Genomic DNA, 25,430 nt, shown 5'->3' on the forward strand with positions numbered 1-25,430 from the left:
CGACAGGAGCATATGCAGTGACGATGGACGATCAACAGGCCGTACTGCCCGACCTGGAGGTGGAGCTGACGGCTAATCGGCCACAGGCTCTGCGGGGGATGACCGCCGTCGTCACGGGGGGTACTGCGGGGCTGGGGCGACACCTGGCGGAAGGTTTCCTTGCAGCCGGGGCACGAGTCGTGTGCGGTGCGCGCGGCGCGCACGAGGTGGCGGATCTGGTGGCCGGCCATGAGGACCATGCCGCGTACGTCCCCACTGACGTACGCGACCCCGATTCGCTACGAAGGCTGATGGCCGAGGCCTCCGAGCGGTTCGGACGTCTCGACATCGTGGTGGCCAACGCCGGGATCACCCGCAACGGCAGTGTCTCCAGGCTCACTGCCGGTGACTGGCGAGAGGTGATGAACACCAACGTGGACGGTGTCTTTCACACCGTGCAGGCGGCGCTGCCGCACCTGGAGGCCGGTGGCAGCATTCTGACGGTCTCCTCGGCGATGGCGTCGCGGGCGGTGCCCGGGGCGAGTGCGTATGCCACATCCAAGGCCGCGATCGAGGCGTTCACCCGCTGTTGTGCGGTCGAGTTCGCGGCCCGCCGGATCCGGGTCAACTGCCTGTCACCCGGCATGCTGAGCGTGGGAATGGGCGAGATCGTGGGCGCGGATGAGCGACTGCGCCAGCTGTACTGGCCTCGGATGCTCGCCGGGCGAGCGGGCACCCCGCGGGAGGCGGTGGATGCGGCAGTGTTCCTGGTCAGTCCGGCTGCCTCCTATGTCAACGGGCACGTGTTTGAGGTCAACGGGGGGCTGCTGTGACGGTGCGGCTGGAGATCGACCAGGATGTGGCGTGGCTGTCCCTGGACAGGCCGCCGCTGAACCTCTTCGACACCGGCCTCCAGCTCGCTGCCGAGCGGGCGCTCCACGAGGTGGGCACCCGCTCGGGTATCCGCGCCGTGGTGTTCACCGGCTCGCACGGACACTTCTCGGCCGGCGGGGACGTCAGGGAGATGGCCACTTTGACGGTCGAGGCGGTGGCCGAGTACGCGGCCCGGATCAGCCGTCTGACCCGGGAGGTCGCCGCCCTGCCGCTGCCGGTGGTCGCCGCGGTGCAGGGGTACGCGTTGGGCGGCGGATGTGAGCTGGCGCTGGCCGCCGACTTCCGGATCTGTACGCCGACCGCCCGGTTCGGGCTGCCCGAAACCCCGCTCGGGCTGATCCCCGGTGCGGGAGGTACCCAGCGGCTGCCGCGCCTGATCGGGTGCTCCCGCGCCAAGGACATCGTCTTCTCGGGGCGGCAGGTCGATGCCGAGGAGGCTGCCCGGACCGGGCTGGTCGACCAGGTCGTGCCCGCCTCCGAGCTCCGCACCGTGGTGATGCAGTGGGTGGCGCGCTATACCGCGCATCCCGCCGCGGCTGTGGCGGCGGCGAAGCAGGCGATCGACGCGTCCTTCGAGGGGCCGCTCGCACAGGGCCTCGACCTCGAACATGATCTCTTCGCCCCGCTCCTTGCCGCAGGTGAACGAACCCGGCACTTCCACAGCTTCCAGAAGGTTCCCGCGCAGGATCCGTCCTGACCGCGGAGCACCCCCACCACGCGCATCAACTTCTCTTCCGGCAGTCGCCTGCCGCCCACCGAAAGCGCCGTCCTGATGCTCACAGCACCCAGCCCGTTCCCCTACGCCGTCGCCGGTGCCCACACCACACTGGGACCAGTGATCACCATGGACGCGTGGGCCAAGCTCGCGCGGGTCCCCAACCGACGCGAGCCCGGCAGCGCACTCGACGGCTCCTTTGTCACCCGCCTCCTCGGTATCGAGAGCAAGAGTTGGGGGCCTGACCAGTTCGCCACCCCCGAGATCGTTGCCGAGACCGCCAGGGCCGCCCTCGCCAGCGCACGCCTGGAGGCCGGCGACATCACCGCCGTCGTGGTGGTCACCTGCAACCCGTATCAGACCCTCCTGGATCAGGACGCCTTTGCCCTGATGCGCATGCTGGGCATCGCAGACCACGTACCGCCCCTGCAACTCGGCGCGGGCTGTGCGGGCCTGGCGCGGGCCGCCGCCCTCGTGGCCCAACTGGCTACCGAGCGGGCCCTGGTCATCGCCTACAGCGTCCCCAGCCGCATCAGCTTCGACGAGGACGGCGTGATGCTCCCCGCCTACCGGGACAACGCCGTCCACCCCTACGGGAAGAACCTGTGGGCGTCACCGGCACTGTTCTCCGACGCCGCGGCAGCCATGGTTTTGGAGCGCGACGAGGCCATCGACGGCCTGGTGCTGTACTCCCGCGACAGCCAGTCCTTCGGCGACGAACCCGGAGTCGACGACCCGCTGATCCACTTCCTGGGCGGCGGCACCGAGCACCCCGTCGGCGCACCGGGCTCCGTGGAACTGGCGTGCTTCGGCATGAACGCGCCCGAGATCGCCCGCTACTACAGCGGCGGCATGATGCTCAACCACCAGGCGCTGGAAACCGCCCGCCCCGGATACCTCAACCAGGTCCACCGGGTCTACACCCACCAGGCGAACCCACTCCTGGTCGAGGAGTTCATCCAGCGCACCGGCCTGACCTCGGAACAAGCCCCCAGCAACGTACGACAACTGGGCAACACCGTCTCACCCTCCACGCTGGCGCTCCTCCACGCCGACCAAGCGAACGGCAACCTCACCTACGGCGACCGGGCCTGCTTCTCTGTCGTCGGCTCCGGACCCGAACGCGGCGCGTTCATCACCCCGATCCGCATCCCCGCCCTACAGCCGCTCGAGCCACTGCCGGCATGACCCGAGGCAGCCGCCCCCGCCCATGCGCGGAGGTCGGCTGCCTCCACAGAATCCAAGACGGCCAAACCCCCGATGTACCGCCTGGCCTCACTCTCCCTGCGGGCTACGCGTTCTACGAGATCACCCGCAACGGCGAGACACTCCAGGCCGGTTACGGTGTCGCGGCCGAGTGCGAAGACAGCCGCTGCACCTCACAGATCGACCGCGGCCTCGCCCACCTGTGCGGCGAGACGCCGGGCGGCGACGAGTACGGCTGCGGCGGCTACTTCTGCTCCCGACACCTGTTCATGGCACCCGCAGACGAGGAGCGAACCGGGCAGCGCTGCGCCCGCTGCTTGCCGGAGCTGGACGACGACGCCCGGCGCATCCGCAGCAGCATGTGACGCTCCCGCTGTCAGTGCCCGCCCGTACCGTTGGCGTCATCACATTCACTGTGTGCGCGAGCTGGCTGCCGCGCTGCTACACCCTCGCCCCGCCCGGAACAGCGCCCGTGGCGGGGCGCACTACGTGATACGTCCCTGGCTTGTCGACCGAATGTGTCGGCGTGTGAGTGGTGCGGGCCATCCAACGGTGCCGACCGGGGAATTCAGTAGTGCATCCGATGAGGCGTGCCCCGGCCATTGCTCTCTGACTAATGGCGTTCTGTAATTCAGCGGACATAGCCGGTGACGACGAGGCAGGGCATGCCTTCGCCAAGGTCTACGAGCCAGCCGCCCGCGAGACGGTAGAGCTGTTGGTGTTCTCCACCTACGTCCTGGCCAGTACATCCGCCGGTCTCATGGAGATGGCGTTTAGTACCTGGCCGCCGAGGACGCGACCGCCGCGTCGATGCTCAACAAGCATCCGGTCGGGCAGGATGTGTCCAGACTGCGGGACGCCGCCAACGACTGCGACCCAACGGGAACGTCGCGGCAACTTCCGAAGATTGTCCACAAAGACTCGTTCGCCGACACATTCTTCGACGCGGACAGCAACCCCAAGGCGCGCGGCGACTACGAGAAACTCAACAACATTGCCGCCACCTGGCACAAGGCCGGCGGACTCGTCGAGGCCTTGGCGGACACGGCCCAGGCCGGGGTGCGACGGCTGAAGACGGACTGCACCGGTAAGGCGCTGGACGCCTTCTACCAGTACTGCGACACCTTCATCGGCACGCGCGGCATGCCCGGCGAAGCCACCGACGGGGAACCGCTACTGCCGAACCTTGCCGCAGCCTGCTACCAGATCAGCAAGGCGTGCAAAGCCTATGCCGACCACATCATGGAAGCCCGCACCGAGGTCGATCTGTTCGACATGACGCCCCGCTGGTCGAGGGAAGGCCCCGTGGACGAAGTGGTCGGTGACTCGCGTATCCGGTCGCTGGGGGGCGTACCCGGGATACTGGACGGCTCCGGGAAGCGCATCCGGCTGCCCAATCCGGACGGTCGGCCAGGGCTCCCGGGAATGCCACCCTTGTTTCGGGTGCCGGTCCTTGTCCCCCCGCTCGTGCCTGCCTCGTTCCGCGGTCCGGCCGCTGCGATGACGCTGGCCTCGCAACAGGGTCCGCCGGTGATGCTCCCGCCGATTGCGCCGCCCGTGCCGCCGTATGATGTTCCGTTGTCGCCGAAGGAACAGGCTGAATTCAAGATGTGGGCGGACGGCCTGCCGTACAAGAATCCCGGAAACAGGCCTGCCGACGAGTACCAGAACCGCGTCTCGGGCTCGCCGGAGCGGGGGTTGCCGCTTCCGCCGGAATGGCCCAAGCGTAGTGGCCGGCTGATGGCTGGCGGCTTGCGTCCGTCCGACGGCGCAGCGGTCGAGTCGAAGTATGTGAAGCAAGAAGGCCGTTCACCGCGAACGCTGCGTAACATGAACAAGCCGAACGTCCGGATCTGGGAAGAAAGAATTCACGAGGGAGACCTCAAGGAGATGGCCGAGTACGGTCAGGCGATGCGGGTCCCCGGCAATAAGATGCGCTCTGTGGAAGTCAATACGCATGACCCCGAAACCCTGGCGTACTAGCGGTTCCTCATGGCCACCAACCATGTCGAGGGTTACGCACGTCCCACTCCCCAGTGGGCCAGAAAGTGGTACGTCATGAATCGGGAACAACTGGCTGAAATCGCCACGACCTTCTACGTGGCGGCACCAGAGGGAGCGCCTTGGGGGCTCGAGAGTGCACAGTTCGCCGCGGCGCCGCGGCAACTGAGCTCCGCATCCCTGACGGCCCCGCTGACTATCCCACAGGAAATGGCCAGACAGACCGAGGACAGTCAGTCGCTGATGTTCGCCGTGCCCATCGAGGAGATGGGGATCGACGGACAGTTCAGGGAGTCGACCCAGAGCCTCAATATCGGCCCGAGCACAGCCGCAGAAGCCGCTGTGTTCATCGAATGGCTCCAGACGCTGCTGCCCCGCGGTGCTCGCATGCGATTCAACAGCGAGGAAGGCGTCGAGAGCGGCGACATGAGCGACTACTGGCTTCCCGCAGACGGCGCGCGAGACAGCATCGCCGAAGCGCTGCTGCAACATCTGGAAGAGGTAGTGGACGAGTAGCGGACGGCCTACCTCGGAAGCGGGCGTCGCTGGCCTGCACTGGCTGGGGGAGCCGCAGTCCAACCTCCTAAGTTGGCGATCCGGGGCCGGTTTTTGGGCCTTTTGGTTGCGGATCCGATAGATCAACTGGGAGCAGAATGGGAGTCGATCAAGGCAATCGCCTGCGTCAGGCTGCGCTTACCTGCGAGGAAATACAAGAAGCGACTACCAGGATGTCGCGCGTGAGGCTGCGTCGAACCCCGCCGTCAGCCCCCGGACTCGCCCGCATGCGGGCTCAGTACCCCCGCGCCGACCAGGGCGAACAGGGCGATGCCCAGCAGGATGCGGTAGACGACGAAGGGCATGAAGGACTTGGTGGTGATGAAGCGCATGAACCACGCAATTACTGCATATCCCACGATGAAGGCGATGACTGTGGCGAAGAGGGTGGGGCCCCAGGAGACGTGGCCTTTGGTGGCGTCTTTGAGTTCGTAGAGGCCGGAGGCGAGGACTGCGGGGATGGCGAGGAGGAAGGAGTAGCGGGCTGCTGCTTCGCGGGTGTAGCCCATCAGGAGGCCGCCGCTGATGGTGGCGCCGGAGCGGGAGACGCCGGGGATGAGGGCCATGGCCTGGCAGACGCCGTACAGGAGGCCGTCCTTGACGTTCAGGTCGCCTAGGGTCTTGCGCTGGGCGACGGCGCGGTGCCGGCCGCCGGACTCGTCGCGGGCGGCCAGGCGGTCCGCGATGCCCAGGACGATGCCCATCACGATGAGGGTCGTGGCGATCAGGCGCAGATCGCGGAAGGGGCCCTCGATGGCGTCCTTGAGGGTGATGCCCAGTACGCCGATGGGGATGGAGCCGACGATGACCAGCCAGCCCATCTGGGCGTCGTGGTCGCTGCGCAGTTCCTTGTTGAACAGGGAGCGGAACCAGGCGGAGATGATCCGGGTGATGTCCTTGCGGAAGTAGATCAGTACGGCGGTCTCGGTGCCGATCTGGGTGATGGCGGTGAACGCGGCGCCCGGATCGTGCCATCCCGCGAACGCCGCCGTCAGCCGCAGGTGGGCGCTGGAGGAGATGGGGAGGAACTCGGTCAACCCTTGGACGAGCCCGAGGACGAACGATTCAAACCAGGACATTGACATGGAAACTACGCTATCCAAAGGGTGATCAAGCGCTTACCAGCACGGACGGGGTGGGCATGCCGGATCGGGGAATTACCGACGGATCGTCGATCGGCTGGGGGCAGGGTAGCGCCCGAAGGTGACGCGGGGGCGAAAGGGCGCTGGTGTGGGGGAGGGGAAGAGGTAACGGGCGGGTGGCGGGACCGCAGCGGGTCAACGGCCGCGCAGCGAGCGGCGTTTGCGCCAGGCGACCAGCACCGCGGCCAGGCCGGTGACCACGATGAAGCCCATGGAGAGGAGAAAGGCGGGCGAGGTCGGGGTGGAGGCGCGGGCGCCGGCGATGACGTACGCGGCGGTGTTGGGGACGCTGCCGAGCGCCGTCGCCAGGAGGAAGGGTGTCCAGCCCATGCGGGAGACGGCGGCGCAGTAATTGACGCCGCAGAAGGGCAGTCCGGGGAAGAGCCGGGCGGCCAGCATCGAGCGGAAGCCGTGGTCGCTCAGCTGCCGGTCGGCGGCGGCCAGCCAGCGGGCCCGCAGCAGCGGGCGCAGGGCCTCCTGGCCCAGCAGCCGGCCCAGGCCGAAGGCGAGACCGGCGCCCAGGACGGTCCCCGCCAGCGCCGCGGCGAAACCGGCCTGGCTGCCGAAGAGGGCACCCGCGGCGAGATTGAGCACCGGCCGCGGTACGAACGCCGTGGTGCACACCCCGTACGCGAGCGCGTAGATCACCACTGCCATGCCTCCCGCCAGCTGCGGGGGCCAGCCGTCGGCCAGCAGCCGCTGCGGCTGCCACAGGAGTACGGCAGTGGCCGCGCAGGCCAGCAGTACCAGCAGGAGCGCCAGCCGGGACCAGGGGGAGAAGAGCACACGCGTGCAGCGCGCGGCGAGGCCGTCGGGCGTTGCGGCGGGTTCGAGCATCCGGGGAGCGTAACCGACAAGGGGGTCAAGGGGACGTAATCTTCCTCGCATGGCCTCGAAACCGGTTTCGGGTGGGGAGCGTGGGGCGACGCCCGCCGTCCCGCCCAGCGCCCTCGCCGACACCCTGCTGGCGCGGCTCACGGCTGCCTACCCGCCGGCCGCCGATCCCGTACGGGCCGAGCAGATCGGCGCGTACATGAAAGGCGCCTGCCCCTTTCTCGGGATTCCCGCGGGCGACCGGCGCGCGCTGGACCGCACTCTCCTCGCGGGTACGGACAAACCCGACGAGGCGGACTGCGCGGCACTCGCGCTGCGCTGCTGGGAGCTGCCCGAGCGCGAGTACCACTACTTCGCCGTGGACTACCTGCGGCGCCACATCAAGCGCTGCTCCTCGGAATTCCTGCCCATCGCCCGGCACCTGATCGTCACGACCTCCTGGTGGGACACGGTCGATGCGCTCGCCGCCCATGTGGTGGGCGGGCTGGTGGCCGCGGACGGCGGGCTCGGCGCCGAGATGGACCGGTGGATCGAGGACGAGAACATCTGGGTGGCGCGCACGGCCGTACTGCACCAGCTGCGCTTCAAGGACCGTACGGACCGCGAACGCCTCTTCGCCTACTGCCTGCGCCAGGCCGGGCACCCCGACTTCTTCCTGCGCAAGGCGATCGGCTGGGCGCTGCGCGAGTACGCCAAGACCGACCCGGAGGCCGTGCGCGACTTCGTCGAGCGGCACCGGGAGAGGCTGTCGCCGCTGTCGGTGCGGGAGGCGCTGAAGAATGTGTGACGTTCGGGGGCTCGCAGGAACGTGTGACGTCCGGGGGCATGCAGGAGTGTGTGACGTTCGGGGGCTTGCGAGGCCGGGCACCGGGACGTTCCGGCACCCGGCAGATGAACCTGTGAAGTCCCGCCGATGTCCCGCCCGATGTCCTGCCCGTTGTCCTGCCGACGCCCCGCCGACGCCCCGTGGACGTCCAACTGACGGACCCCGATAAATCGTTGGACCCAGCCGCGCCGGGGCGCGATCATTTCAGACATGTTCCGGTATGCCTTCCACGTGCTGCCGTCCGCGGTCGCGGACGCGCCGAAGGCTGCCCTGAAGTCCATCGCGGCCATCCTCGCAGCGGCCGACGAGGCGGTCGGCCCGGCAGCCCCCGGGCCCACCGTCCCCCCTGCCGTCGCTCCCGGCGGCGCGCGAAGCTGACCCTTCCCGGATCGTCCGGCGGACCCCGCAGGGGGAGGGTCGGCCCACCGCCGGGGTCCCCACGGTGCCAGGCGCCGTCACCACCGCATCGTTCGCGTACGACGCGCGCGTACGAAGCGAATTGCAGGGTTGTGAGGACGAATTCACCATGTCCAAGACGGCATACGTACGGACCAAGCCGCATCTCAACATCGGCACGATGGGCCATGTCGACCACGGGAAGACGACCCTGACCGCCGCGATCACCAAGGTGCTCAGCGACCGGGGCAGCGGCACCTTCGTGCCCTTCGAGCGGATCGACCGGGCGCCAGAGGAGGCCGCCCGCGGCATCACCATCAACATCGCGCACGTCGAGTACGAGACCGACACCCGGCACTACGCCCATGTGGACATGCCGGGCCACGCCGACTTCATCAAGAACATGGTCACCGGCGCGGCACAGCTGGACGGCGCGATCCTCGTCGTCTCCGCGCTCGACGGCGTCATGCCGCAGACCCGCGAGCACGTCCTGCTCGCCAAACAGGTCGGCGTACGGCACCTGGTGGTCGCCCTGAACAAGGCCGACGCCGGGGACCAGGCGCTGACCGACCTGGTGGAGCTGGAGATCCGCGAGCTGCTGAGCGCCCAGGGCTACGACGGGGAGCACGTACCGGTCGTACGGGTCTCCGGGCTGCGCGCGCTGGCGGGCGACCCGCGCTGGTCCGAGGCGATCGAGGCGCTGCTGGACGCCGTGGACACCTATGTGCCGATGCCCGAGCGGTATGTGGACGCGCCGTTCCTGCTGTCGGTGGAGAACGTGCACACCATCAGCGGGCGCGGCACGGTCGTCACCGGAGCCGTCGAGCGCGGCACGGTCCGCGTGGGCGACCCGGTGGAGGTGACGGGCCTGGACAGGTTCACCCATGTCACCGGCCTGGAGACCTTCGGGCGGCCGATGGAGTCCGCGCAGGCCGGGGACAGCGTGGCGCTGCTGCTGCGCGGAGTGCAGCGCCAGCAGGTACGGCGCGGCGAGGTGGTCGCGGCGCCCGGCAGCATCAGACCGCGCCGGCGCTTCACGGCCGAGGTCCACGTCCTGTCCGCGGAGGAGGGCGGCCGCCGCACTCCGCTGGCCACCGGCTACCGCCCGCAGTTCTACCTCCGCACCGCCGATGTGGCCGGCAACCTCGACCTCGGCGCGCGAGGGGTGGCCCGCCCCGGCGAGACCGTGACCGTCACGGTCGAGCTGGACCGGGCCATACCGCTGGAGGCGGGCCTCGGCTTCGCCATCAGGGAGGGCGGCCGGACGGTGGGGGCGGGGACGGTGAGCGCGGTGGAGTAGGGAGCGGGCGGTGGAGTAGGTAGTGGGCGGGGACGAGCTGCTTTGTGTGTCCCGCGCTCTGGGGTGGGGGTGAGGGGCGCTGCGCCTGCGGGCAGCCAGGGGAGCGGGCGCCCGTATCGCTGTGCTGCCGGTGCGGAGCACGCGGTGTACCGGCGCTGTGTACGTGTGTGGCACGGCGTGCGACACTGCCCGCGCGCGGGAGCGGACCGAAGCACCGGGACGGCGATGCCGCAGTACGGGTACGCGGTACGGGTGCGGCGACGCCGCGGCACACGTACGGCGTTGTACTGGCACTGGCCCTGGTACCGATGCCGTACCGGTACCGGTACCGGTACGGCATCGGTACCGGTACGGCGATGCTGCCCCCGCGTACCAGCCCGCGCGCCCGTACGAAGGAGGCCGACCATGGCAGGCACGGCGGAGAACGCGGAGTCCGGTGCGCGCACGGAGCCGGATGCGTCCAGGGGACCCGCTGTGACCGTGGAGCCCGCCGTGACCGTGGAGCCTGGCGTGACTGTGGAGGAGCCCGGCGCGGCCGCGCAATCCGGCCGTACCGCCCTCGTCCTGGGCGGCGGCGGCCTTACCGGCATCGGCTGGGAGGTCGGCATGCTCGCCGGGCTCGCCGAGGCGGGCGTCGACCTCGGCACGGCGGACCTGGTCATCGGCACCTCGGCCGGCTCGATCGTCGGCGCCCAGCTCACCAGCGGCGCCTTCACCCCCGAGGAGCTCTTCGAACGCCAACTTGCCGACCCGACGGGGGAGATGGCCGCCAAAATGGGGCCGACGGAGATGATGCGCTTCGCCATCAACGCGCTCGGCTCCCGCAATGCCGTCTCCTTCGGCGTCCGCATGGGCCGCCTGGCGCTGGCGGCCCGTACGCCCTCCGAGGCCGAGCGGCGCGCGGTGATCGAGCAGCGCCTGACCTCGCACGCCTGGCCCGAACGGCGGCTGGTGATCACAGCGGTGGACGCGTACACCGGGCAGCGCACCGGCTTCGACTCCGACGCGGGCGTGGAACTCGTCGACGCCGTTGCGGCCAGCTGCGCGGTCCCCGGCATCTGGCCGCCGGTGACCATCGCGGGACGGCGCTGGATCGACGGCGGCGTGCACTCCAGCGCCAACGTGGACCTCGCCGAGGGCTGCGCCCGGGTCGTGGTCCTCGCGCCGATGGCCGCGGGCGGCGGGCCGATCGCCACCCCGCGCAAGCAGGGCGAGGCGCTGGCGCGGCGCGGCAGCCGGGTCTGCGTCATCACCCCCGACCGCGCGGCCCGTTCCGCCTTCGGCCGCAATGTCCTGGACCCCGCCAAGCGCGCCGACGCCGCCCGCGCCGGACGCCGCCAGGCGGCAGTGCACGCGCGGCAGGTCGCGGAGGTCTGGAAGGGCTGAGCGTCGGCGGGGTCGACAAGATCGGCGGGGTCGGCCTGGCAACAGGCGGACAGAACCGTACGTTCGGGATCGTCCGGGCTGCTGAGGAGTTCTGCTGTGGCGCATGCGCGAGGGACGGAGCGTGCCCGGGCACCGGCACAATAGGACGGTGGACGAAGCTTCCGACGCGATACCTGTCATCCGGACCGTGGACTGCGGTACCGCAAAGCTGATGCCGGACGTGGACCGTCCACGGGCCTGGCTGCTCACGGTCGACGGCGCACCCCAGTCCTATGTCGACCTGGACGCGCCCACGTACCTGGAGTTCGAGTACGCCCGCAGGCTCGCGCACCTCCTGGACGAGGCGGCCGACCCCGGTTACCCCCTGGATGTGCTGCACCTGGGCGGCGGAGCGCTGTCCCTGCCGCGGTACGTCGCCGCCACCCGCCCCGGCTCCCGGCAGGATGTGATCGAGGCCGACCGGGGGCTGCTCGATCTCGTCCTGGAGTTCCTCCCGCTGCCGCCCGATGCCGGGATCTCCGTCCACGCACAGGATGCCCGTACGGCCCTGGAGGCGGCGCCGCCCTCGGGCGCCGACGTCATCGTCGGGGACGTCTTCGGCGGGTCGCGGGTGCCCGCGCACCTCACCTCGGCCGAGTACGTACAGGCCGTCTCGCGCGCGCTGCGCCCCGAGGGCATCTACGCGGCGAACCTCGCCGACAGCGCCCCCTTCACCTTCCTGCGCACCCAACTCGCCAACGCCGCGGAGGTCTTCGAGCACCTGTGCCTGATCGCCGAACCCGCCGTGCTGCGCGGCAGACGCTTCGGCAACGCCGTACTGGTCGCCTCCCGGGCCGAACTGCCCATCGCGGCCCTGTCCCGACGAGCGGCCGCGGACGCCTTCCCGGCCCGCGTCGAACACGGCGCCCCCCTGCGCCGCTTGATGGCGGGCGCCACTCCGGTACGCGACGCGCAGGCAACACCTTCACCGGAGCCACCGGAGGGGGCGTTCAGCATTGGCTGATCGCTGATCGCTGATCGCTGATCGCTGATGGTTGGTGGCAGGTGGCGAGTGCTGGGCGGTGACGCGGGCGGGCGCAGGGCCGGAGGCGGTGGTCGGTCGGAGGGCCGGTGACGGGGGCGATTGCAGGTCCGGCGGAGACACCCGGTGGCTGTGTGCCGCACAGGAGCGCCTGCTGACCGGGTCGGCCGTCGGCCTTCCGTATCGGAATCGGCCGGATGCGCGGCCCGCGGGGAAGAGCGGCGGCTGTGCGCGGCTCGGGCGCCCGTGCTCCTGAGCCGAGCGCCGGCCATGCGCGTGGGACGGTTGGCCTGTCGGAGCAGGCGACCGACATCCAAGGGCCGGGGGCGGCGCGGGCGCGCCCGCCGATGGGGGCCAGCTCCGGGTCGGCAGCCGCCGCTGGCGCCGGACGACTCGGGCAGGTTCGATGACGTGACCCGGTCGTGAACCCGGTCGTGAACCCGGGCACGGGCCGTGGCCCGGTCGTGACCCGGTTAGGGACCGGTCGTGCCCCGGTTAGAGACCGGTCGTGCCCCGGTCACGGGCCGACGGCAGCCCGCGGTCCCCGGCCGTGGCTCAAGTGGTCGTCTCGCCGGCCGGGCCGGAGGGAGCGGGAACGGTAGCAGGAGCAGGAGCAGGAGCAGCCGAATTACCGCTGCCCTCCGCGACGCCCGCGTTTTGCGCCCGCCGAGTCAGCCGCCGTACATCCGGTACGCACAGCACCCCCAGCGTCAGCAGGGCGACCAGTGCGGAGCAGCCCCAGAGGGCGGCGGTGCGGCCGATGAGGTCCTGGACGGGGCCGGCCAGGGCGGTTGCCACCGGGACCAGCGCCACCGAGCCGAACCAGTCGTACGCGGAGACCCGGGAGAACTTCTCCTCCGGGATCTCCTGGTGCAGCGCCATCATCCACGTCACCGCGAAGATCTCTATCGCGATTCCGGTCGCGAACATCACCGCGGCCAGCCCGGCGGCGGACAGCGGGACCGCCAGCGCGGCGGAGGGGAGGGCCAGCGGCAGTACGCACAGGGTGCCGGTCAGCAGGATGCGGTGTGGTTTGAAGCGGGTCATCAGCAGGGCGCCGGCGACCGTACCGGCGCCGAAGGCGGCCAGTGCCAGGCCCCACGGGCGCGGCCCGCCGAGGTGTTCGGCGGCGACCAGCGGTCCGTACACCGCCTCGGCCGCCGCGACGACGGCGTTGACGATCGCGAACTGGATCACCACCGACCACAGCCACGGCCGCGAGATGAACTCACGCCAGCCCTCGCGCAGATCGGAGACGATCCCGCCGCGCGCGGTGCGCTCGGGGATATGGCTGACGTCGAGCAGCGCCCGCAGCGCTCCGGCCAGGGCGAAGGCCGCCGCGTCGATGGCCAGCACCCAGCCGGGGCCGAACGCGGCGACCAGGGCGCCGCCGAGCGCGGCGCCGCCGATGTTCGCCCCGTTCATGCCCATACGGAAGAACGCGAAGGCCCGGCCCGACTGCTCGCCGGACACGCTGGCGAGCACCATGCCCTCCGAGGCCGGGCCGAAGAACGCCTGGCCGGTGCCGCCGAGCGCGGCCAGTACCGCCATCTGCCACAGCTGCGGGTTTCCGGCCAGGACCAGGAGCGCGAAGGTGCCCTGGGAGAGGAAGTTGAGGGCGTTGGCGGCGACCATCACCCGGTGCCGGGGGAAGCGGTCGGCGACCGCGCCGCCGATGAGGAGGAAGACGACGAGCGGGACGGTACGGGCCGCGGTGACCAGGCCCACGTCCGTGCCCGAGCCACCCGCGCCGAGCACGGCGAAGGCGGTGGCGATCAGTGCTCCGGAACTGCCGAGGTTGGTGATGACGGCGGCGGCTGTGAGCAGTTTGAAGTTACGGCCTGCCCAGGTGGGGCGGGGTATCGCAGGTCCTGGACACATGAGCGACAACGATAGACGGAGCTGGGAGGCAGTGTCACAACGGCTGCGGCGCCGATGCGGTACGGGGACGCGCACTGCGCCGCACCTCACGCATCCGCATGGGCTTCCCAGCACAAGCTACTCATGGGTAATGTGACGCCATGTCCTCCGAGACCCTGCCGAACATCGGCGAGATGCTGCTGGCCACCGTGCCCATGGCCGCCACCCTGAACCTGGAGTTCCAGGAGACGAGCGCCGAGCGCGCCGTACTGCGCCTGCCCGACCAGCCCGCGTACCACAATCACGTCGGCGGCCCGCACGCCGGCGCCATGTTCACGCTGGGGGAGTCCGCCAGCGGCGCCATCGTGATCGCCGCGTTCGGCGACCAGCTCTCACGCGCCGTGCCGCTCGCCGTACGCGCCGAGATCGACTACAAGAAGCTCGCGATGGGCCCGGTCACCGCCACCGCCGAACTCGGCCGCCCGATCGCCGACGTCGTCGCCGAACTCGACGCCGGCGAGCGCCCCGAATTCCCGGTCAACATCGCCATCCGCCGCGAAGACGGTGCCGTCACCGGCGAAATGCGCATCATCTGGACCCTCCGCCCCAACGCGTGAGACCTGTGACGAGGCAGCCCTGCGACATGTTCGGAAGGTGAGGCGACGCGCCCACCTCACGTTCCGCGGGGCTGCCTCGTCGTGCTGTGGGAAGGCGCTGCGTGCGCAGCTCGGCTCTTGGGTTTACCGCGGGCCTAGGCCCCGGGTCCTCGATCTCGGCCCGTCCAAGGTCGTCCGAAAGCCCGATGCTGTCTTCCGGCGGCGGGAGCCACCATGCCGAGGGGGAACTCTCGACAAGGAGCGCATCATGTCGTACCTGCCACACGACGAGTACCCGGAACCCCGCTACCACGGCGACAAGGGCGAAGTGAGCGCGGTCTTCCGTCCGGCCGGCACTCCGCCGGATGTCGCCTCGTCCGACGGCGCCACCCACTATCTCGCCACCCACGCGTCGACCGGAGGCGAATTCGGCCTCTACAAAGTGGAGTTAGCCGCCCGGTCCGCCGGAGCCACGACCCACTTCCACCGAGGAATGTCGGAGTCCTTCTACGTCCTCTCCGGCGAACTGGCGCTCTACAACGGCGAGAAGTGGGTCACGGGCCGGGAGGGCGACTTTCTGTACGTGCCGGTCGGCAGTCTGCACGCCTTCAAGAACGTGACCGACGAGCCCATGTCCATGCTCATGCTCTTCTCCCCGGGTGCTCCGCGCGAGGAATACTTCGAGCGGGCCGCGGAGATGGCCCAGCGCGACGGCGAGGAACGCAAGCGGTTCCGCGTCCGGCACGACAGCTACTTCGTGGAGGACCTGGAGCCCGGGGCGGGATAGCCCGGGGCCACCGCGGAACGGGTCGGCGGCGCCGGAGCGGACGGCGACTGGACCGGCGGGGCTTCGCGCAGACCCGCGGCTGGGCCCACGGCATTCTGGACCGCGCCGCGGATCTGCGCGTAGCCCGCGATCACTGGGGGCGGCGCACCGGTCACGCACCGGTCAGCCGGGCCAGTTCCAGTCGGCGACCTCCGGCAGATCGGTGCCGTGCTCGCGGATCCAGGTGTGGTGGCGGTGGCGTACGTCCTCCATCCGCTGCCGCAGTGCCGCCGCCCGGACGTTGAGATCCGGGACCCGGTCGATGACGTCCATGACCAGCCGGTAGCGGTCCAGGTCGTTGCGGACGACCATGTCGAAGGGTGTGGTGGTCGTCCCCATCTCCTTGTAGCCGCGCACATGCAGCTGGGGGTGGACGGCCCGGCGGTAGGCCAGGCGGTGGATCAGCCACGGATAGCCGTGGTAGGCGAAGACCACCGGCCGGTCCCTCGTGAACAGCGCGTCGAACTCCAGGTCCGTCATGCCGTGCGGGTGTTCCTCGCGCGGCAGCAGCCGGGTCATGTCGACGACGTTGACGACCCGGACGGAGAGCTCCGGCAGGTGGGTGCGCAGCAGCGAGGCCGCGGCCAGGGTCTCCTGGACCGGCACGTCTCCGGCGCAGGCCAGCACGACATCCGGTCCGGCGCCGGCCCGTTCGGTCCCCGCCCACTCCCAGATCCCGGCACCGCGCGCGCAGTGCGCCCGCGCCTCCTGAAGTCCCAGCCAGTCGAAGGACGGCTGCTTGCCCGCCACCACCACGTTGACCACGTCACGGGTGCGCAGCACATGGTCGGCCACGCACAGCAGGGTGTTGGCGTCCGGCGGCAGGTAGACCCGTACCGCGGCGGGGCTCTTGTTGAGGATGTGGTCGACGAAGCCGGGGTCCTGGTGCGAGAAGCCGTTGTGGTCCTGGCGCCAGACGTGCGAGGTGAGCAGGTAGTTGAAGGCGGGGATCGGCGCGCGCCAGGGCACCCGCCGGGCGTTCTCGATCCACTTCACGTGCTGGGCGGCCATGCTCGCCACGATGTGCGCGAACGCCTCGTAGGAGGAGAACAGCCCGTGCCGCCCGGTGAGCAGATAGCCCTCCAGCCAGCCCTGGCACACATGCTCCGACAGGATCTCCATCACCCGGCCGTGCGGCCCCAAGTGCTCGTCGGTGGCCATCACTTCGCCCTGCCAGGCCTTCTCCGTGACGTCGAAGAGGTCCTGCAGCCGGTTGGAGGCGGTCTCGTCCGGTCCCACCACCCTGAAGTCCCGCCGCTCGGCCGTGTCCGCCATCACCTGGCGCAGCATCCGCCCCAGCACCCGGGTCGGCTCGTGCAGCTGCGTGCCCGGCTTGTCCACGGCCACCGCGTACCGCTCCAGCGCGGGCAGCGGCAGCTCGCGCACCAGCCGGCCGCCGTTGGCGTGCGGATTCGCCCCCAGTCTGCGCGCCCCGCTCGGCACGCAGGCCAGGACCCGCGGCCGCGGCCGGCCGTCCCTGTCGAAGAGCTCATCGGGCGCGTACGAACGCAGCCACCGCTCCAACTGCCGCAGGCGCTCGGGGTTCTCCCGCACCCCCGCGATCGGTACCTGGTGCGAGCGCCAGGTGCCCTCCACCGGCAGACCGTCCACTTCCGCCGGGCCCGTCCAGCCCTTCGGCGTCCGCAGCACGATCATGGGCCGGTGCGGCCGGACACCGGACTCACCGGCGCGCGCCCGGCGCTGCGACTCGGCGATGAGGTCCAGCGCCTGGTCCATCGCGGCCGCCATGTCCCGGTGCACCTGCACCGGGTCGTCGCCCGTGACGTGCAGGGGCTCGTGCCCGTACCCCCGCATCAGCGCGTCGAGTTCGTCCTCGGGCAGCCGGGCGAGCACCGTCGGATTGGCGATCTTGTACCCGTTCAGATGCAGGATCGGCAGGACGGCGCCGTCGTGCACCGGGTCCAGGAACTTGTTCGCATGCCAGGAGGCGGCCAGCGGCCCGGTCTCCGCCTCGCCGTCCCCGATGACACACGCCACCAGCAGCCCGGGGTTGTCCAGCGCCGCACCATAGGCGTGCGCGAGCGAATACCCCAGCTCCCCGCCCTCGTGGAAGGAGCCCGGCACCTGCGGTGCGACATGGCTCGGCACACCGCCGGGGAAGGAGAACTGCCGGAACAGGCGGGTCATTCCCTCCGCGTCCCGCCCCAGGTCCGGCTCCAGCTCCCCGTACGAGCCGTCCAGCCACGCCCCGGCCAGCACCGCGGGACCACCGTGCCCGGGTCCCCAGACGCACACGGCGTCCTGGTCGCGCTCGTCGATCACCCGGTTCAGATGGGTGTAGACGAGATTCAGCCCGGGGCAGGTGCCCCAGTGCCCCAGCAGCCGGGGCTTGATGTGCTCGGGCCGTAACTCCTCGGTGAGCAAAGGGTTTCCGGTGAGATAGATCTGGCACGCGGCCAGATAGTTGAGCGCCCGCCAGTGCGCGAGCAGGCCCTCCACCTCGCTGTCGTCCAACGGCTGTCGGCTCTCCATGGACTGCCTTTCGTCGACGGGTTCCCTCCACAGTGGGGGCGAAGTACCACCGAAGGGCAGGGGCCATTCAGCCCTCGGCCGCCGGGTGCCGTCTCACCAGCCAAACAACGCCCTTATGTCCTGTTGGTTAGCGTTTGCCGATGTTCTTCCCGACCGCTCTTCTCATCGGTGTCCTGGGCGGCGCCGCGATCTTCGCCGTCACCTCTGCGCGGCAGGCCCCGCGGCGCGTGGCCCGGCGGCTGGCTCTCGCACTCCTGTGGTTCTGGGCGGCCGGCGTCGTCTACTTCACCTTCGGCACGCCCTCGGGCGGTGGCCGGTCCCTCAACCTGACACCGCTGGACGTCACCAACGCCGCGGACCTCCTCGACGCCCTGCTGAACGTCCTCATGTTCGTCCCCGGCGGCCTCCTGCTCGCACTGCTCCCGCTGCGCTGGTACCAGGCAGGCCTCTACGGATTCCTGGGCTCCCTCGCCATCGAGACCACCCAGTACCTGACCCGGTCGGGCCGGAGTGCGGACATCAACGACCTCACCGGCAACACCCTCGGCGCACTACTCGGTTTCGCCTGCGCCGCAGGCGCCCTCGCACTCGCCCGCCGAACCATGGCACCCAAGCGCGGCGGCGCAGAAGATCCGGCCTGTGGGGGGCTACGGGGGTGAGCCCTCAAGATCCCGCATCCAGGTGTCGAAGGCCCAGTCGGACACGGCCGGGGTCAGGTCCTGTTCGTCCTTGAACGGGTGGCTTTTCGGGCATCGGTGAGGTCGCGTCAAGGGGGGTGCGGTCCATGGGTGTTCGGGATTTGTTAGGGTCGCCTTATTAAGGGGTGATGATATGCCCTTACGAGGAGGTGGGCGATGCGGGCCGTGCCGCGTTCGGCGTTGGTCGAAGCGACGATCGAGCGTCTGAAGGCGCAGATCGTGGGTGGTGTCTGGCCGTTGGGGAGCAAGATCCCCATTGAGGACGAGCTCGTGGAGGAGCTGGCGGTCAGCCGGAGCACGTTGCGGCAGGCGGTACAGGCGCTGGTGTACGTGGGGCTGCTGGAGACCGCACAGGGCAGAGGCACGTTCGTGCGCGGTACGCATGAGGTCGACACCGTACTGACCCGATATCTGGCCGATGCCGACCTGCTGAACGTGCTGGAGGCGCGTCGCGGCCTGGAGGTCGAGGCCGCCGGGCTCGCAGCCGAGCGCCGCAGCGCGGACGATGTGCGGCGGCTGTCCGCCGCGCACGAGCGTCAGATGGCCGCTCATCGGGGGCGCAGGGGGCACGAGTTCAGCCAGGCGGCGGTGGACTTCCACCTGGCCGTGGTCGAGGCGGCGGGCAATCCGGTGCTGACCCGCCTGTACGGCGGCATGCTCGGCCCCGTACGGGCCTCGGTGCGGACCGGCGGGCTGCGCCGTCCCGTTGAGCACTTGGAGGATCCGGGGCACGCCCGCATCCTGGAGGCGATCGCGGGCCGTGACGTACAGGCGGCGCGGGACGCGGCGGCCGAGCACGTCACCACTTTCCTCAGCGCGCTGCGGGAGGAGGAAGCGCGCCGGGCGCGGCGTGCGGATGCGCGGTGAGGGGCCGGGGCGCGCCGGGCCTGGACGGCGGCGGGCGGACAGCGCTGTTCTCGCGCGGCGCCGTGGCCGGGTCCTGCGGGGGCATGCTGATCATCGGCGTGCTGCTCGCGCTGTACGGGCCCGTGGTGCCCGCACTCCGTGACCGTTTCGGCTTGTCGGAGTCGACGGCCGGGCTGGCCTTGGCCGCGCAGTCGCTCGGCGCCGTATTAGGTGTGGTCGGATTCCATGCCGTCCATCGGCGTATCGGCAACCGGGCGGTGCTGGCCTGGTCGTATCTGACGCTGGCGACCGGAGCCGTCGCGTTCGGTCTGGTGGGGGTGTGGCCGCTGATGATGGCCGCCGCCGTGGTCGCCGGACTCGGCCTGGGCGGCGTCGACTTCGCCATCAGCCGCCTGTTCCTCGTCGGGCTCGGCGCACGCGGACCCGTGCTGCTGAACGTGGCGCACGGCTGCTTCGGGCTCGGGACCGTTCTGGCGCCGGCGGTGGTCGCCGTGGTCGGTCCCGATCGCTTCGCAGCCGTGTTCGTCGTTCTCGGGCTGCTGAGTGTGGTTCCGCTGGTTCTCGTCCGGGGCATCCGCCCGCGCCCGACTCCGTACGGGAGCGAAGACGGAGCCACTGCGGAGCAGCACACCTTTGCCGCCCGGCGCCGTCCCACCGCCGTCCTCGGCGGTTTCGCGGCGCTCTATCTGCTGCACTTCGCGGTGCAGAGCGGCATCGGCAGCTGGGAACCCACGCACCTGCAGGCCCTCGGCCACAGCGCGAGCGCCGCGACCTTCGCGACGTCGCTGTACTGGCTGGCGATGACCGTCGGCCGCTTCCTGGTCGCCCCGCTCGCGCGGCGCTGGTCGGCCGCCGCCCTCGTCACCACGGCCTGCGTGCTGATGACGGTCTGCGTACTGCTGGTGCCGGTCACCGCGCTCACGCCGTGGGCCTATGCGGCGGCGGGGCTGTGCATCGGCCCCATCTTTCCCAACGGCCTTACCTGGCTCGGTCAGCGGGCGCCGGCCGCGGGCAACGCCATGGCCTACGTCGTCGCCGCGGCCATGCTCGGCTCGGTCGCCGTGCCGCCCGCACTGGGGGCGGCCATTGAGGCGTACGGCGTCGGCGCCCTGCCGGTGGTGCTCGGTGCGCTCTGCCTGGTGACCGTGGCCGTCAGCGTCGCCCTCGCCGGCCGCCCGGCGCGCGCCGGCCGTGGTGGGCGGAGTGCGCGTTCCTCAACTCCCCCTCGGTCGCCTGCCGTTAAGGGGCCGGATCTCGTCAAGAAGGAAGAAGGTACGTCATGAGCAAGCGCTGGGTGGCGGGGTTCCGCAGCGCGGTGATCAGCCCGTACGAGCAGATTCGGCTCAGCACGCCGCGCGGTTTCCACGATCAGACGGTGCGTCAGGTGCTGCATCTGGCGGGCGGTGGCGCGGGCATACGGGTGCGGCTGAGCAACCGTTACGGGCGTGGTCCGCTGACGATCGGGGCGGCCCGGGTCGCCGAGCGCAAGGCGGCTGACGAGATCGTCGTCGAGACCGATCGCGGGCTGCGGTTCGACGGAGCTCAGCGGGTGACGATTCCGGCGGGTGGTGAGGTGGTCAGCGACCCGGTGGACATGGCTGTCGAGGCGGGTGCTGATTTGGTGCTCAGCCTGTACGTGCCGGGCGGGACCGGTCCGGCGACCTACTCGCACCGGCCCGTCGAGACGGCCTATGTGGCACCGGGGGACCGGGTTCGTGCGGCGGGGCTGCACGGGGCCGAGCAGGTGCAGTCCAGGTTCTATGTGACCGGGGTCGATGTGCTCGCGGACGAGGGCACCGCGGTCGCCGTCGCGTTCGGCGACTCGTGGTTCGAGGGCGTCGGGACCACTGTCGGCGCCAACCGCCGCTCCGTGGACGTACTGAACCAGCGGCTGTCGCGCGGCTGGGTCGTCAATCAGGGGATCACCGGAAACCGGCTGCTGACCGACGAGATCGGCGAGCACGCCCTGGCGCGCTTCGAGCGGGACGTGCTGTCGGTGCCGGGCGCGACCCATGTGCTGGTGAACTTCGGCATCAACGACCTGGGCCTGCCCGGCACGGCCGGACTGCCGCCCGCCACCGCCGACGAACTGATCGCGGGATTCGGCGAGTTGGCCGACCGGGCACACCGCGCCGGTCTGACGGTCCTCGCCGCGACCATCGGGCCGTTCGCCGGCGCGGTCGTCGCGGGCGTCAGTACGCCCGAGGGGCTGGCGGCGCGGCGGCGCGTGAACGAGTGGATCCGTATCGGCGGAACCTTTGATGCGTACTTCGATGTCGCGCGGGCGGTGGCGGACCCGGCGGACCCGGACCGTATCCGGCCGGACTTCGACAGCGGGGACGGCATGCACCTGAATGACGCCGGGGCCCGGGCCATGGCGGGGACGGTCGATCTCGCGGCGCTCACGCTTTGAGGGCGGCGCCCGCGATGCCGTGGCGGCAGTTCGTACGGAGCTTGGATGCGGGGCCGGGTCTGCGGCGGCTGCCATACGTACGGAAACCGGTTCGCCGGGTGTCCGTTGGCGGCCTTCCGTTCGCGGCCCCGCCGCTCCGTACGCGGCCCCGCTACGGGGTCGTGTCCGCGGTCGCCGTACGCTCTGTGGCAGCCGTACGGTCAGAGGCAGCCGTACGGTCAGAGGTGCCCGTACCTTCTGGGTCCGCAGAACCCTCCGGACCTACCGCGGACCTCCGGACGGCCGCCGACGGTACGCGCCGTCGCGGCCCGCCCGCGGCCACGACCCCGACTCCGTCCCCGGCCCCGGGCTTCGACCCGGACCGGGGCTCGGCCAGCATCACATAGATCGCCACCGACAGCGCCGCGCAGACCGCGGCGCAGCCCCAAAGCACCGTGTGCCAGGCGCCGGTGAAGGAATCAGCGGCGAACTCGGCGAAGTGGGGCCGTAGTTGCGTCGGCAGGTCAGACAACGGACCCTTCACGTCACCGGAATTGATGCTGTTCGCCAGCTCCCCGGGACCGCCGCCGTACGCCGGGAAGTCCTTGAGCCCATCGCTCAGTCGCCCCCGTACGAGATTGACCAGGGCCGAGCCTGCCGCCGCAATGACGACGGCCTCGCTGCCCAGGCGCAGGGTGTTGAGGAATCCCGCGGCGGTGCCGGTGGCGGTGGCGGGTACGACGGTGAGTACCGCGCCGTCCACGAGGCCGAAGTTCAGGCCCAGACCGACTCCGAGAGTGAGCAGCGGACCGGCCAACGCGCCTGCGCCGACGCCGGGTTGCAGGACCAGGGCCAGCCAGGCGACGCCGGCGGTCAGGCAGGTCAGGCTGATGGTGAATACGGCCCGGGTGGAGAGGCCCCACTTGACCAGCTTTCCGGCCAGGAGCGGAGTGACCAGGATGGGCAGGGTCATCAGGAGCATGGTGGCGCCCGCGGCGCGGCTGGAGGAGCCGTTGGCGACCAGGAGATAGTTCGGCAGCAGCGGCAGCAGGATCACGAAGGCGAAGGTGACCACGACGGGGATCAGGCACAGCGCCATGAACCGTGCGTTGCGCAGCAGCCGCAGATCGAACATCGGGTGCGCCAGGCGCCGTTCCACCAGGATGAAGGCCACCATGAGCAGCGCCGACCCGGCCAGCAGACCCAGGACGCCGGGGCTGGCCCAGCCCCACTGCGGGCCCTCGACCATGCCGAGCATCAGCAGGAACAGGCTGCCGACGAACGTGGCGGTACCCGGCCAGTCCACCGCGGCGGCCCGCTCGGCGCGGGACTCGGGCAGGAACGGTACGGCGAGCAGGACCAGCAGCATCAGCGCCGCGTGCGCGGCGAAGAAGGAACGCCAGCCCAGGGAGTCCGCCAGGGCGCCCGCCACCATCGCTCCCAGGGCCAGCCCGCCGCCGGTGGCGACGCCGACGGCCGCGAACACCCGGGTGCGGGCCGTGCCCTGGAAGGTCGTGGCCAGGATCGAGCTGCCGCTGGTCAGCAGCGCGGCGGCGCCGACGCCCGCCAGCGCGCGCAGGAGATCGAGCAGGAGGATGTCGGTCGCCAGCGCGCTCACCAGCGAGGCCGCGGTGAACAGCGCGGCGCCCGCCAGGAACATGCGCCGCCTGCCGATGAGATCGGCGAGCGAGCCGCAGGAGAGCATGAAGCTGGCGAAGGCCAGGTTGTAGCCGTGCACCACCCATTGCAGCGCGTCCAGGGACGCATGGGTCTGTGCCGCGATGTGCGGCAGCGCGACTCCCGAGCCGGTCACCGCGGTCGGCAGGATCAGTAGCGTCAGCAGGACGGCGGCCAGGGTGATCGCGGAGTTGGGCCGCGGCCCTTTCCGCCCGGCGGGGGCGTTCATACGGTGTGCTCCATCAGGCATCGGACTGCGGACTTCGACTGCGGATTTCGGGGTGCGGGATTCGCGCTTCAGGCCGGAAGGGAGTTGGCCAGGCCCCCGTCGACCAGCAGGTCGACGCCGTTGACGTACGCGGCCGCATCCGAGGCGAGGAAGGCGACGGTCCGTGCGACGTCCTCGGGGCTGCCGATCCGCTGGAGGACCACCTGCTCGCGGCTGGCCTCGACGGCTTCCGGTGTCGGCACGGACGTGCGGAACATCTCGGTGTCGATGTAGCCGGGGCTGACCGAGTTGACCCGGATCGACCGTGCCGCGAGGTCGCTGGCCAGAGTCTGGGCGAGGTTGGCCGCCGCTGCCTTGGAGGCCGAGTACAGCGAACCGGTGGCGAGGCCGCGGTGCGCCGTCCAGGAAGCGTTGATCACGATCGAGCCGCCGTCCCTGAGCAGCCCCAGGGCGTGCTGGACGGTGAAGAAGACCCCCTTGAAGTTCGCGTCGACGACTTGGTCGAAGTCCTCCTCGGTGATCTCCTCGATGCGCTTGAAGACGCCGACGCCGGCGTTGGCGAAGACGATGTCCAGGTGGCCGAAGCGCTCGGCCACCGTCGCCGTCAGCCGCTTCAGATCAGCGGACTTGGTGACATCGGCGGGTACGGCGAGGAGCCGGTCACCGGCGTCGAGGCGGTCGGCGGCGGCGCTGAGGCGCTCATGGCCGCGCCCGGTGATGACGACCCGTGCTCCTTCGGCCAGCAGCAGTTCGGCGGTGGCGAATCCCATGCCGGACGCGCCGCCGGTGATCAGGGCGGCCTTTCCGTCGAAACGCGCGGAGTCGGCGAGGCGGGAGGCCGTGTCGGCGAGGGGCGAGGCGGCCTCGGTGCGAGGCGAGTTCTTGATCATGCCGACCATCGTGGTCGGCACCCGCGCGGCGTGCGGAGAGTCGGCTCATGGTGGTGTCACGACCACCACCTTCGCGGCTCGGCCTTCGCGCCGCGGGCTTTCTGCCCCGGGCGCACGGGGAGGGCCGGGCCACCCGGCGGCCCGGCCCCCCCCGTACGCAGGCGGCGGCTCAACCGCGTACGACGCCGACGGCTCCCGCGACGATCGTGACGACGGACATCCCCACCATCACGGTCCGCACCCCCCAACTCCCTTCCACCGTGCCCTCGTTCGTGTCTTCCGGCGGCACGGTCCCCGCCCCCGGGAGGCCCGCGGCGCGACAGTGGGCGGGGAGCGTGGGTGACGGGCCGCGGCTTCCCGGCCGACAGCCGCCATGCGCAAGAACAGGGGATTGCAGCCAGTAGGGCTCCAGCAGGGCCGCACCGATCGCGCCATCCCATCCACGACAGGTCAGAGCATCCATGTCCGGGCCAACGACCGCCCCTGCCGCTTTGCAATGGCGGCCGGCGCCGCCGCAACCAGATCGTCACCGGCCGGAACGACAAGCCCACCGGTGGGTACGGCTTCCCGGCGGTACGGACGCGCGGTACCCCCGATGCACGAGGGCGGAGAACAGGGGGTGCAGGCAACCAGTGGGGCGACAGGGG

The 25,430-nt window shown here is 70.6% G+C and carries 23 protein-coding genes; 17 read left to right on the forward strand and 6 right to left on the reverse strand.

Annotation, left to right across the window (positions count from 1 at the left end; genetic code table 11):
- Positions 1-23 precede the first annotated feature (23 nt).
- From AC4IJH_RS29335 to AC4IJH_RS29360, 6 genes are all read left to right on the forward strand, one after another.
- Positions 24-812, forward strand: a complete 789-nt coding sequence (locus AC4IJH_RS29335) for an SDR family NAD(P)-dependent oxidoreductase (RefSeq protein ID WP_490854957.1) — start codon at positions 24-26, stop codon at positions 810-812.
- The gene (locus AC4IJH_RS29340; protein ID WP_490854922.1) at positions 809-1,570 is read left to right on the forward strand and encodes an enoyl-CoA hydratase/isomerase family protein; all 762 of its coding nucleotides are present in this window, start codon (positions 809-811) and stop codon (positions 1,568-1,570) included. Before AC4IJH_RS29335 ends, AC4IJH_RS29340 begins: the two co-directional genes overlap by 4 nt.
- Positions 1,571-1,645: 75 nt before the next feature.
- The gene (locus AC4IJH_RS29345; protein ID WP_490854923.1) at positions 1,646-2,776 is read left to right on the forward strand and encodes a 3-oxoacyl-[acyl-carrier-protein] synthase III C-terminal domain-containing protein; all 1,131 of its coding nucleotides are present in this window, start codon (positions 1,646-1,648) and stop codon (positions 2,774-2,776) included.
- Complete coding sequence (locus tag AC4IJH_RS29350; RefSeq protein WP_490854924.1) at positions 2,773-3,159, forward strand: hypothetical protein; 387 nt, start codon at positions 2,773-2,775, stop codon at positions 3,157-3,159. The genes AC4IJH_RS29345 and AC4IJH_RS29350 overlap by 4 nt, the downstream gene beginning before the upstream one ends.
- A 445-nt stretch (positions 3,160-3,604) precedes the next feature.
- Positions 3,605-4,777 (forward strand): restriction endonuclease fold toxin-2 domain-containing protein, encoded by a 1,173-nt coding sequence (locus AC4IJH_RS29355; protein WP_490854925.1) that lies wholly within the window; start codon positions 3,605-3,607, stop codon positions 4,775-4,777.
- 9 nt (positions 4,778-4,786) lie between these two features.
- On the forward strand, positions 4,787-5,311 hold the full coding sequence (locus AC4IJH_RS29360; protein WP_490854926.1) for a hypothetical protein: 525 nt from the start codon (positions 4,787-4,789) through the stop codon (positions 5,309-5,311).
- 245 nt (positions 5,312-5,556) lie between these two features.
- On the opposite strand, the gene AC4IJH_RS29365 is transcribed toward AC4IJH_RS29360, so the two are convergent.
- Together AC4IJH_RS29365 and AC4IJH_RS29370 are read right to left on the reverse strand one after the other, a co-directional pair.
- Positions 5,557-6,429, reverse strand: a complete 873-nt coding sequence (locus AC4IJH_RS29365; protein WP_490854927.1) for an undecaprenyl-diphosphate phosphatase — start codon at positions 6,427-6,429, stop codon at positions 5,557-5,559.
- A gap of 198 nt (positions 6,430-6,627) precedes the next feature.
- On the reverse strand, positions 6,628-7,329 hold the full coding sequence (locus tag AC4IJH_RS29370) for a TVP38/TMEM64 family protein (protein ID WP_490854928.1): 702 nt from the start codon (positions 7,327-7,329) through the stop codon (positions 6,628-6,630).
- Between the two features lie 49 nt (positions 7,330-7,378).
- Between AC4IJH_RS29370 and AC4IJH_RS29375 the strand changes: the two genes are divergently transcribed.
- From AC4IJH_RS29375 to AC4IJH_RS29395, 5 genes are all read left to right on the forward strand, one after another.
- A complete protein-coding gene (locus tag AC4IJH_RS29375; protein WP_490854929.1) occupies positions 7,379-8,113 on the forward strand; it encodes a DNA alkylation repair protein in 735 nt (244 codons plus the stop codon).
- Between the two features lie 249 nt (positions 8,114-8,362).
- On the forward strand, positions 8,363-8,530 hold the full coding sequence (locus AC4IJH_RS29380; RefSeq protein ID WP_490854930.1) for a hypothetical protein: 168 nt from the start codon (positions 8,363-8,365) through the stop codon (positions 8,528-8,530).
- Between the two features lie 148 nt (positions 8,531-8,678).
- Positions 8,679-9,848 (forward strand): elongation factor Tu, encoded by a 1,170-nt coding sequence (gene tuf, locus AC4IJH_RS29385; protein ID WP_490854931.1) that lies wholly within the window; start codon positions 8,679-8,681, stop codon positions 9,846-9,848.
- Between the two features lie 405 nt (positions 9,849-10,253).
- Positions 10,254-11,234: a patatin-like phospholipase family protein gene (locus AC4IJH_RS29390; RefSeq protein WP_490854932.1), complete on the forward strand. Its 981-nt coding sequence runs from the start codon at positions 10,254-10,256 to the stop codon at positions 11,232-11,234.
- A gap of 103 nt (positions 11,235-11,337) precedes the next feature.
- Positions 11,338-12,237, forward strand: a complete 900-nt coding sequence (locus AC4IJH_RS29395) for a spermidine synthase (protein WP_490854933.1) — start codon at positions 11,338-11,340, stop codon at positions 12,235-12,237.
- A 573-nt stretch (positions 12,238-12,810) separates the two neighbouring features.
- On the opposite strand, the gene AC4IJH_RS29400 is transcribed toward AC4IJH_RS29395, so the two are convergent.
- Positions 12,811-14,136: an MFS transporter gene (locus AC4IJH_RS29400; protein WP_490854934.1), complete on the reverse strand. Its 1,326-nt coding sequence runs from the start codon at positions 14,134-14,136 to the stop codon at positions 12,811-12,813.
- A gap of 140 nt (positions 14,137-14,276) precedes the next feature.
- Here AC4IJH_RS29400 and AC4IJH_RS29405 point away from each other — a divergent pair, with 140 nt between their 5' ends.
- The gene (locus AC4IJH_RS29405; RefSeq protein ID WP_490854935.1) at positions 14,277-14,732 is read left to right on the forward strand and encodes a DUF4442 domain-containing protein; all 456 of its coding nucleotides are present in this window, start codon (positions 14,277-14,279) and stop codon (positions 14,730-14,732) included.
- Positions 14,733-14,979: 247 nt separating this feature from the next.
- Positions 14,980-15,498 carry a cupin domain-containing protein gene (locus AC4IJH_RS29410; RefSeq protein WP_490854936.1) on the forward strand — a complete coding sequence of 173 codons (519 nt, stop codon included), beginning with the start codon at positions 14,980-14,982 and terminating at the stop codon, positions 15,496-15,498.
- A gap of 162 nt (positions 15,499-15,660) precedes the next feature.
- Here the strand turns inward: AC4IJH_RS29410 and AC4IJH_RS29415 are convergent, their stop codons facing one another.
- Positions 15,661-18,030 (reverse strand): phosphoketolase family protein, encoded by a 2,370-nt coding sequence (locus AC4IJH_RS29415; RefSeq protein WP_490854937.1) that lies wholly within the window; start codon positions 18,028-18,030, stop codon positions 15,661-15,663.
- Positions 18,031-18,170: 140 nt separating this feature from the next.
- On the opposite strand from AC4IJH_RS29415, the gene AC4IJH_RS29420 reads away from it, so the two are divergent.
- The 4 genes from AC4IJH_RS29420 to AC4IJH_RS29435 all read left to right on the forward strand — a co-directional run bounded on the left by AC4IJH_RS29420 (position 18,171) and on the right by AC4IJH_RS29435 (position 22,008).
- Positions 18,171-18,689 carry a VanZ family protein gene (locus AC4IJH_RS29420; protein ID WP_490854938.1) on the forward strand — a complete coding sequence of 173 codons (519 nt, stop codon included), beginning with the start codon at positions 18,171-18,173 and terminating at the stop codon, positions 18,687-18,689.
- Positions 18,690-18,884: 195 nt separating this feature from the next.
- Positions 18,885-19,595 carry a FadR/GntR family transcriptional regulator gene (locus AC4IJH_RS29425; RefSeq protein WP_490854939.1) on the forward strand — a complete coding sequence of 237 codons (711 nt, stop codon included), beginning with the start codon at positions 18,885-18,887 and terminating at the stop codon, positions 19,593-19,595.
- Between the two features lie 83 nt (positions 19,596-19,678).
- Positions 19,679-20,878: an MFS transporter gene (locus AC4IJH_RS29430; RefSeq protein ID WP_490854940.1), complete on the forward strand. Its 1,200-nt coding sequence runs from the start codon at positions 19,679-19,681 to the stop codon at positions 20,876-20,878.
- A complete protein-coding gene (locus tag AC4IJH_RS29435; protein WP_490854941.1) occupies positions 20,875-22,008 on the forward strand; it encodes a GDSL-type esterase/lipase family protein in 1,134 nt (377 codons plus the stop codon). The genes AC4IJH_RS29430 and AC4IJH_RS29435 overlap by 4 nt, the downstream gene beginning before the upstream one ends.
- Before the next feature lie 151 nt (positions 22,009-22,159).
- Here the strand turns inward: AC4IJH_RS29435 and AC4IJH_RS29440 are convergent, their stop codons facing one another.
- Positions 22,160-23,893, reverse strand: coding sequence for an MFS transporter (locus AC4IJH_RS29440; protein WP_490854942.1), 1,734 nt, complete (start codon positions 23,891-23,893; stop codon positions 22,160-22,162).
- A gap of 68 nt (positions 23,894-23,961) precedes the next feature.
- Positions 23,962-24,783: an SDR family NAD(P)-dependent oxidoreductase gene (locus AC4IJH_RS29445; RefSeq protein ID WP_490854943.1), complete on the reverse strand. Its 822-nt coding sequence runs from the start codon at positions 24,781-24,783 to the stop codon at positions 23,962-23,964.
- Positions 24,784-25,430: the final 647 nt, after the last annotated feature.

Source organism: Streptomyces sp. UF-297, assembly GCF_058245575.1.

Coding starts and splice junctions, on each gene's coding strand:
- AC4IJH_RS29365 (WP_490854927.1), bottom strand. CDS start 6,429: ATGTCCTGGTTTGAATCGTTCGTCCTCGGGCTCGTCCAAGGGTTGACC.
- AC4IJH_RS29390 (WP_490854932.1), top strand. CDS start 10,254: ATGGCAGGCACGGCGGAGAACGCGGAGTCCGGTGCGCGCACGGAGCCG.
- AC4IJH_RS29375 (WP_490854929.1), top strand. CDS start 7,379: ATGGCCTCGAAACCGGTTTCGGGTGGGGAGCGTGGGGCGACGCCCGCC.
- AC4IJH_RS29360 (WP_490854926.1), top strand. CDS start 4,787: ATGGCCACCAACCATGTCGAGGGTTACGCACGTCCCACTCCCCAGTGG.
- AC4IJH_RS29345 (WP_490854923.1), top strand. CDS start 1,646: ATGCTCACAGCACCCAGCCCGTTCCCCTACGCCGTCGCCGGTGCCCAC.
- AC4IJH_RS29370 (WP_490854928.1), bottom strand. CDS start 7,329: ATGCTCGAACCCGCCGCAACGCCCGACGGCCTCGCCGCGCGCTGCACG.
- AC4IJH_RS29430 (WP_490854940.1), top strand. CDS start 19,679: ATGCTGATCATCGGCGTGCTGCTCGCGCTGTACGGGCCCGTGGTGCCC.
- AC4IJH_RS29410 (WP_490854936.1), top strand. CDS start 14,980: ATGTCGTACCTGCCACACGACGAGTACCCGGAACCCCGCTACCACGGC.
- AC4IJH_RS29415 (WP_490854937.1), bottom strand. CDS start 18,030: ATGGAGAGCCGACAGCCGTTGGACGACAGCGAGGTGGAGGGCCTGCTC.
- AC4IJH_RS29405 (WP_490854935.1), top strand. CDS start 14,277: ATGTCCTCCGAGACCCTGCCGAACATCGGCGAGATGCTGCTGGCCACC.
- AC4IJH_RS29445 (WP_490854943.1), bottom strand. CDS start 24,783: ATGATCAAGAACTCGCCTCGCACCGAGGCCGCCTCGCCCCTCGCCGAC.
- AC4IJH_RS29400 (WP_490854934.1), bottom strand. CDS start 14,136: ATGTGTCCAGGACCTGCGATACCCCGCCCCACCTGGGCAGGCCGTAAC.
- AC4IJH_RS29335 (WP_490854957.1), top strand. CDS start 24: ATGGACGATCAACAGGCCGTACTGCCCGACCTGGAGGTGGAGCTGACG.
- AC4IJH_RS29355 (WP_490854925.1), top strand. CDS start 3,605: ATGCTCAACAAGCATCCGGTCGGGCAGGATGTGTCCAGACTGCGGGAC.
- AC4IJH_RS29420 (WP_490854938.1), top strand. CDS start 18,171: ATGTTCTTCCCGACCGCTCTTCTCATCGGTGTCCTGGGCGGCGCCGCG.
- tuf (WP_490854931.1), top strand. CDS start 8,679: ATGTCCAAGACGGCATACGTACGGACCAAGCCGCATCTCAACATCGGC.
- AC4IJH_RS29395 (WP_490854933.1), top strand. CDS start 11,338: ATGCGCGAGGGACGGAGCGTGCCCGGGCACCGGCACAATAGGACGGTG.
- AC4IJH_RS29440 (WP_490854942.1), bottom strand. CDS start 23,893: ATGAACGCCCCCGCCGGGCGGAAAGGGCCGCGGCCCAACTCCGCGATC.
- AC4IJH_RS29380 (WP_490854930.1), top strand. CDS start 8,363: ATGTTCCGGTATGCCTTCCACGTGCTGCCGTCCGCGGTCGCGGACGCG.
- AC4IJH_RS29425 (WP_490854939.1), top strand. CDS start 18,885: ATGCGGGCCGTGCCGCGTTCGGCGTTGGTCGAAGCGACGATCGAGCGT.
- AC4IJH_RS29435 (WP_490854941.1), top strand. CDS start 20,875: ATGAGCAAGCGCTGGGTGGCGGGGTTCCGCAGCGCGGTGATCAGCCCG.
- AC4IJH_RS29350 (WP_490854924.1), top strand. CDS start 2,773: ATGACCCGAGGCAGCCGCCCCCGCCCATGCGCGGAGGTCGGCTGCCTC.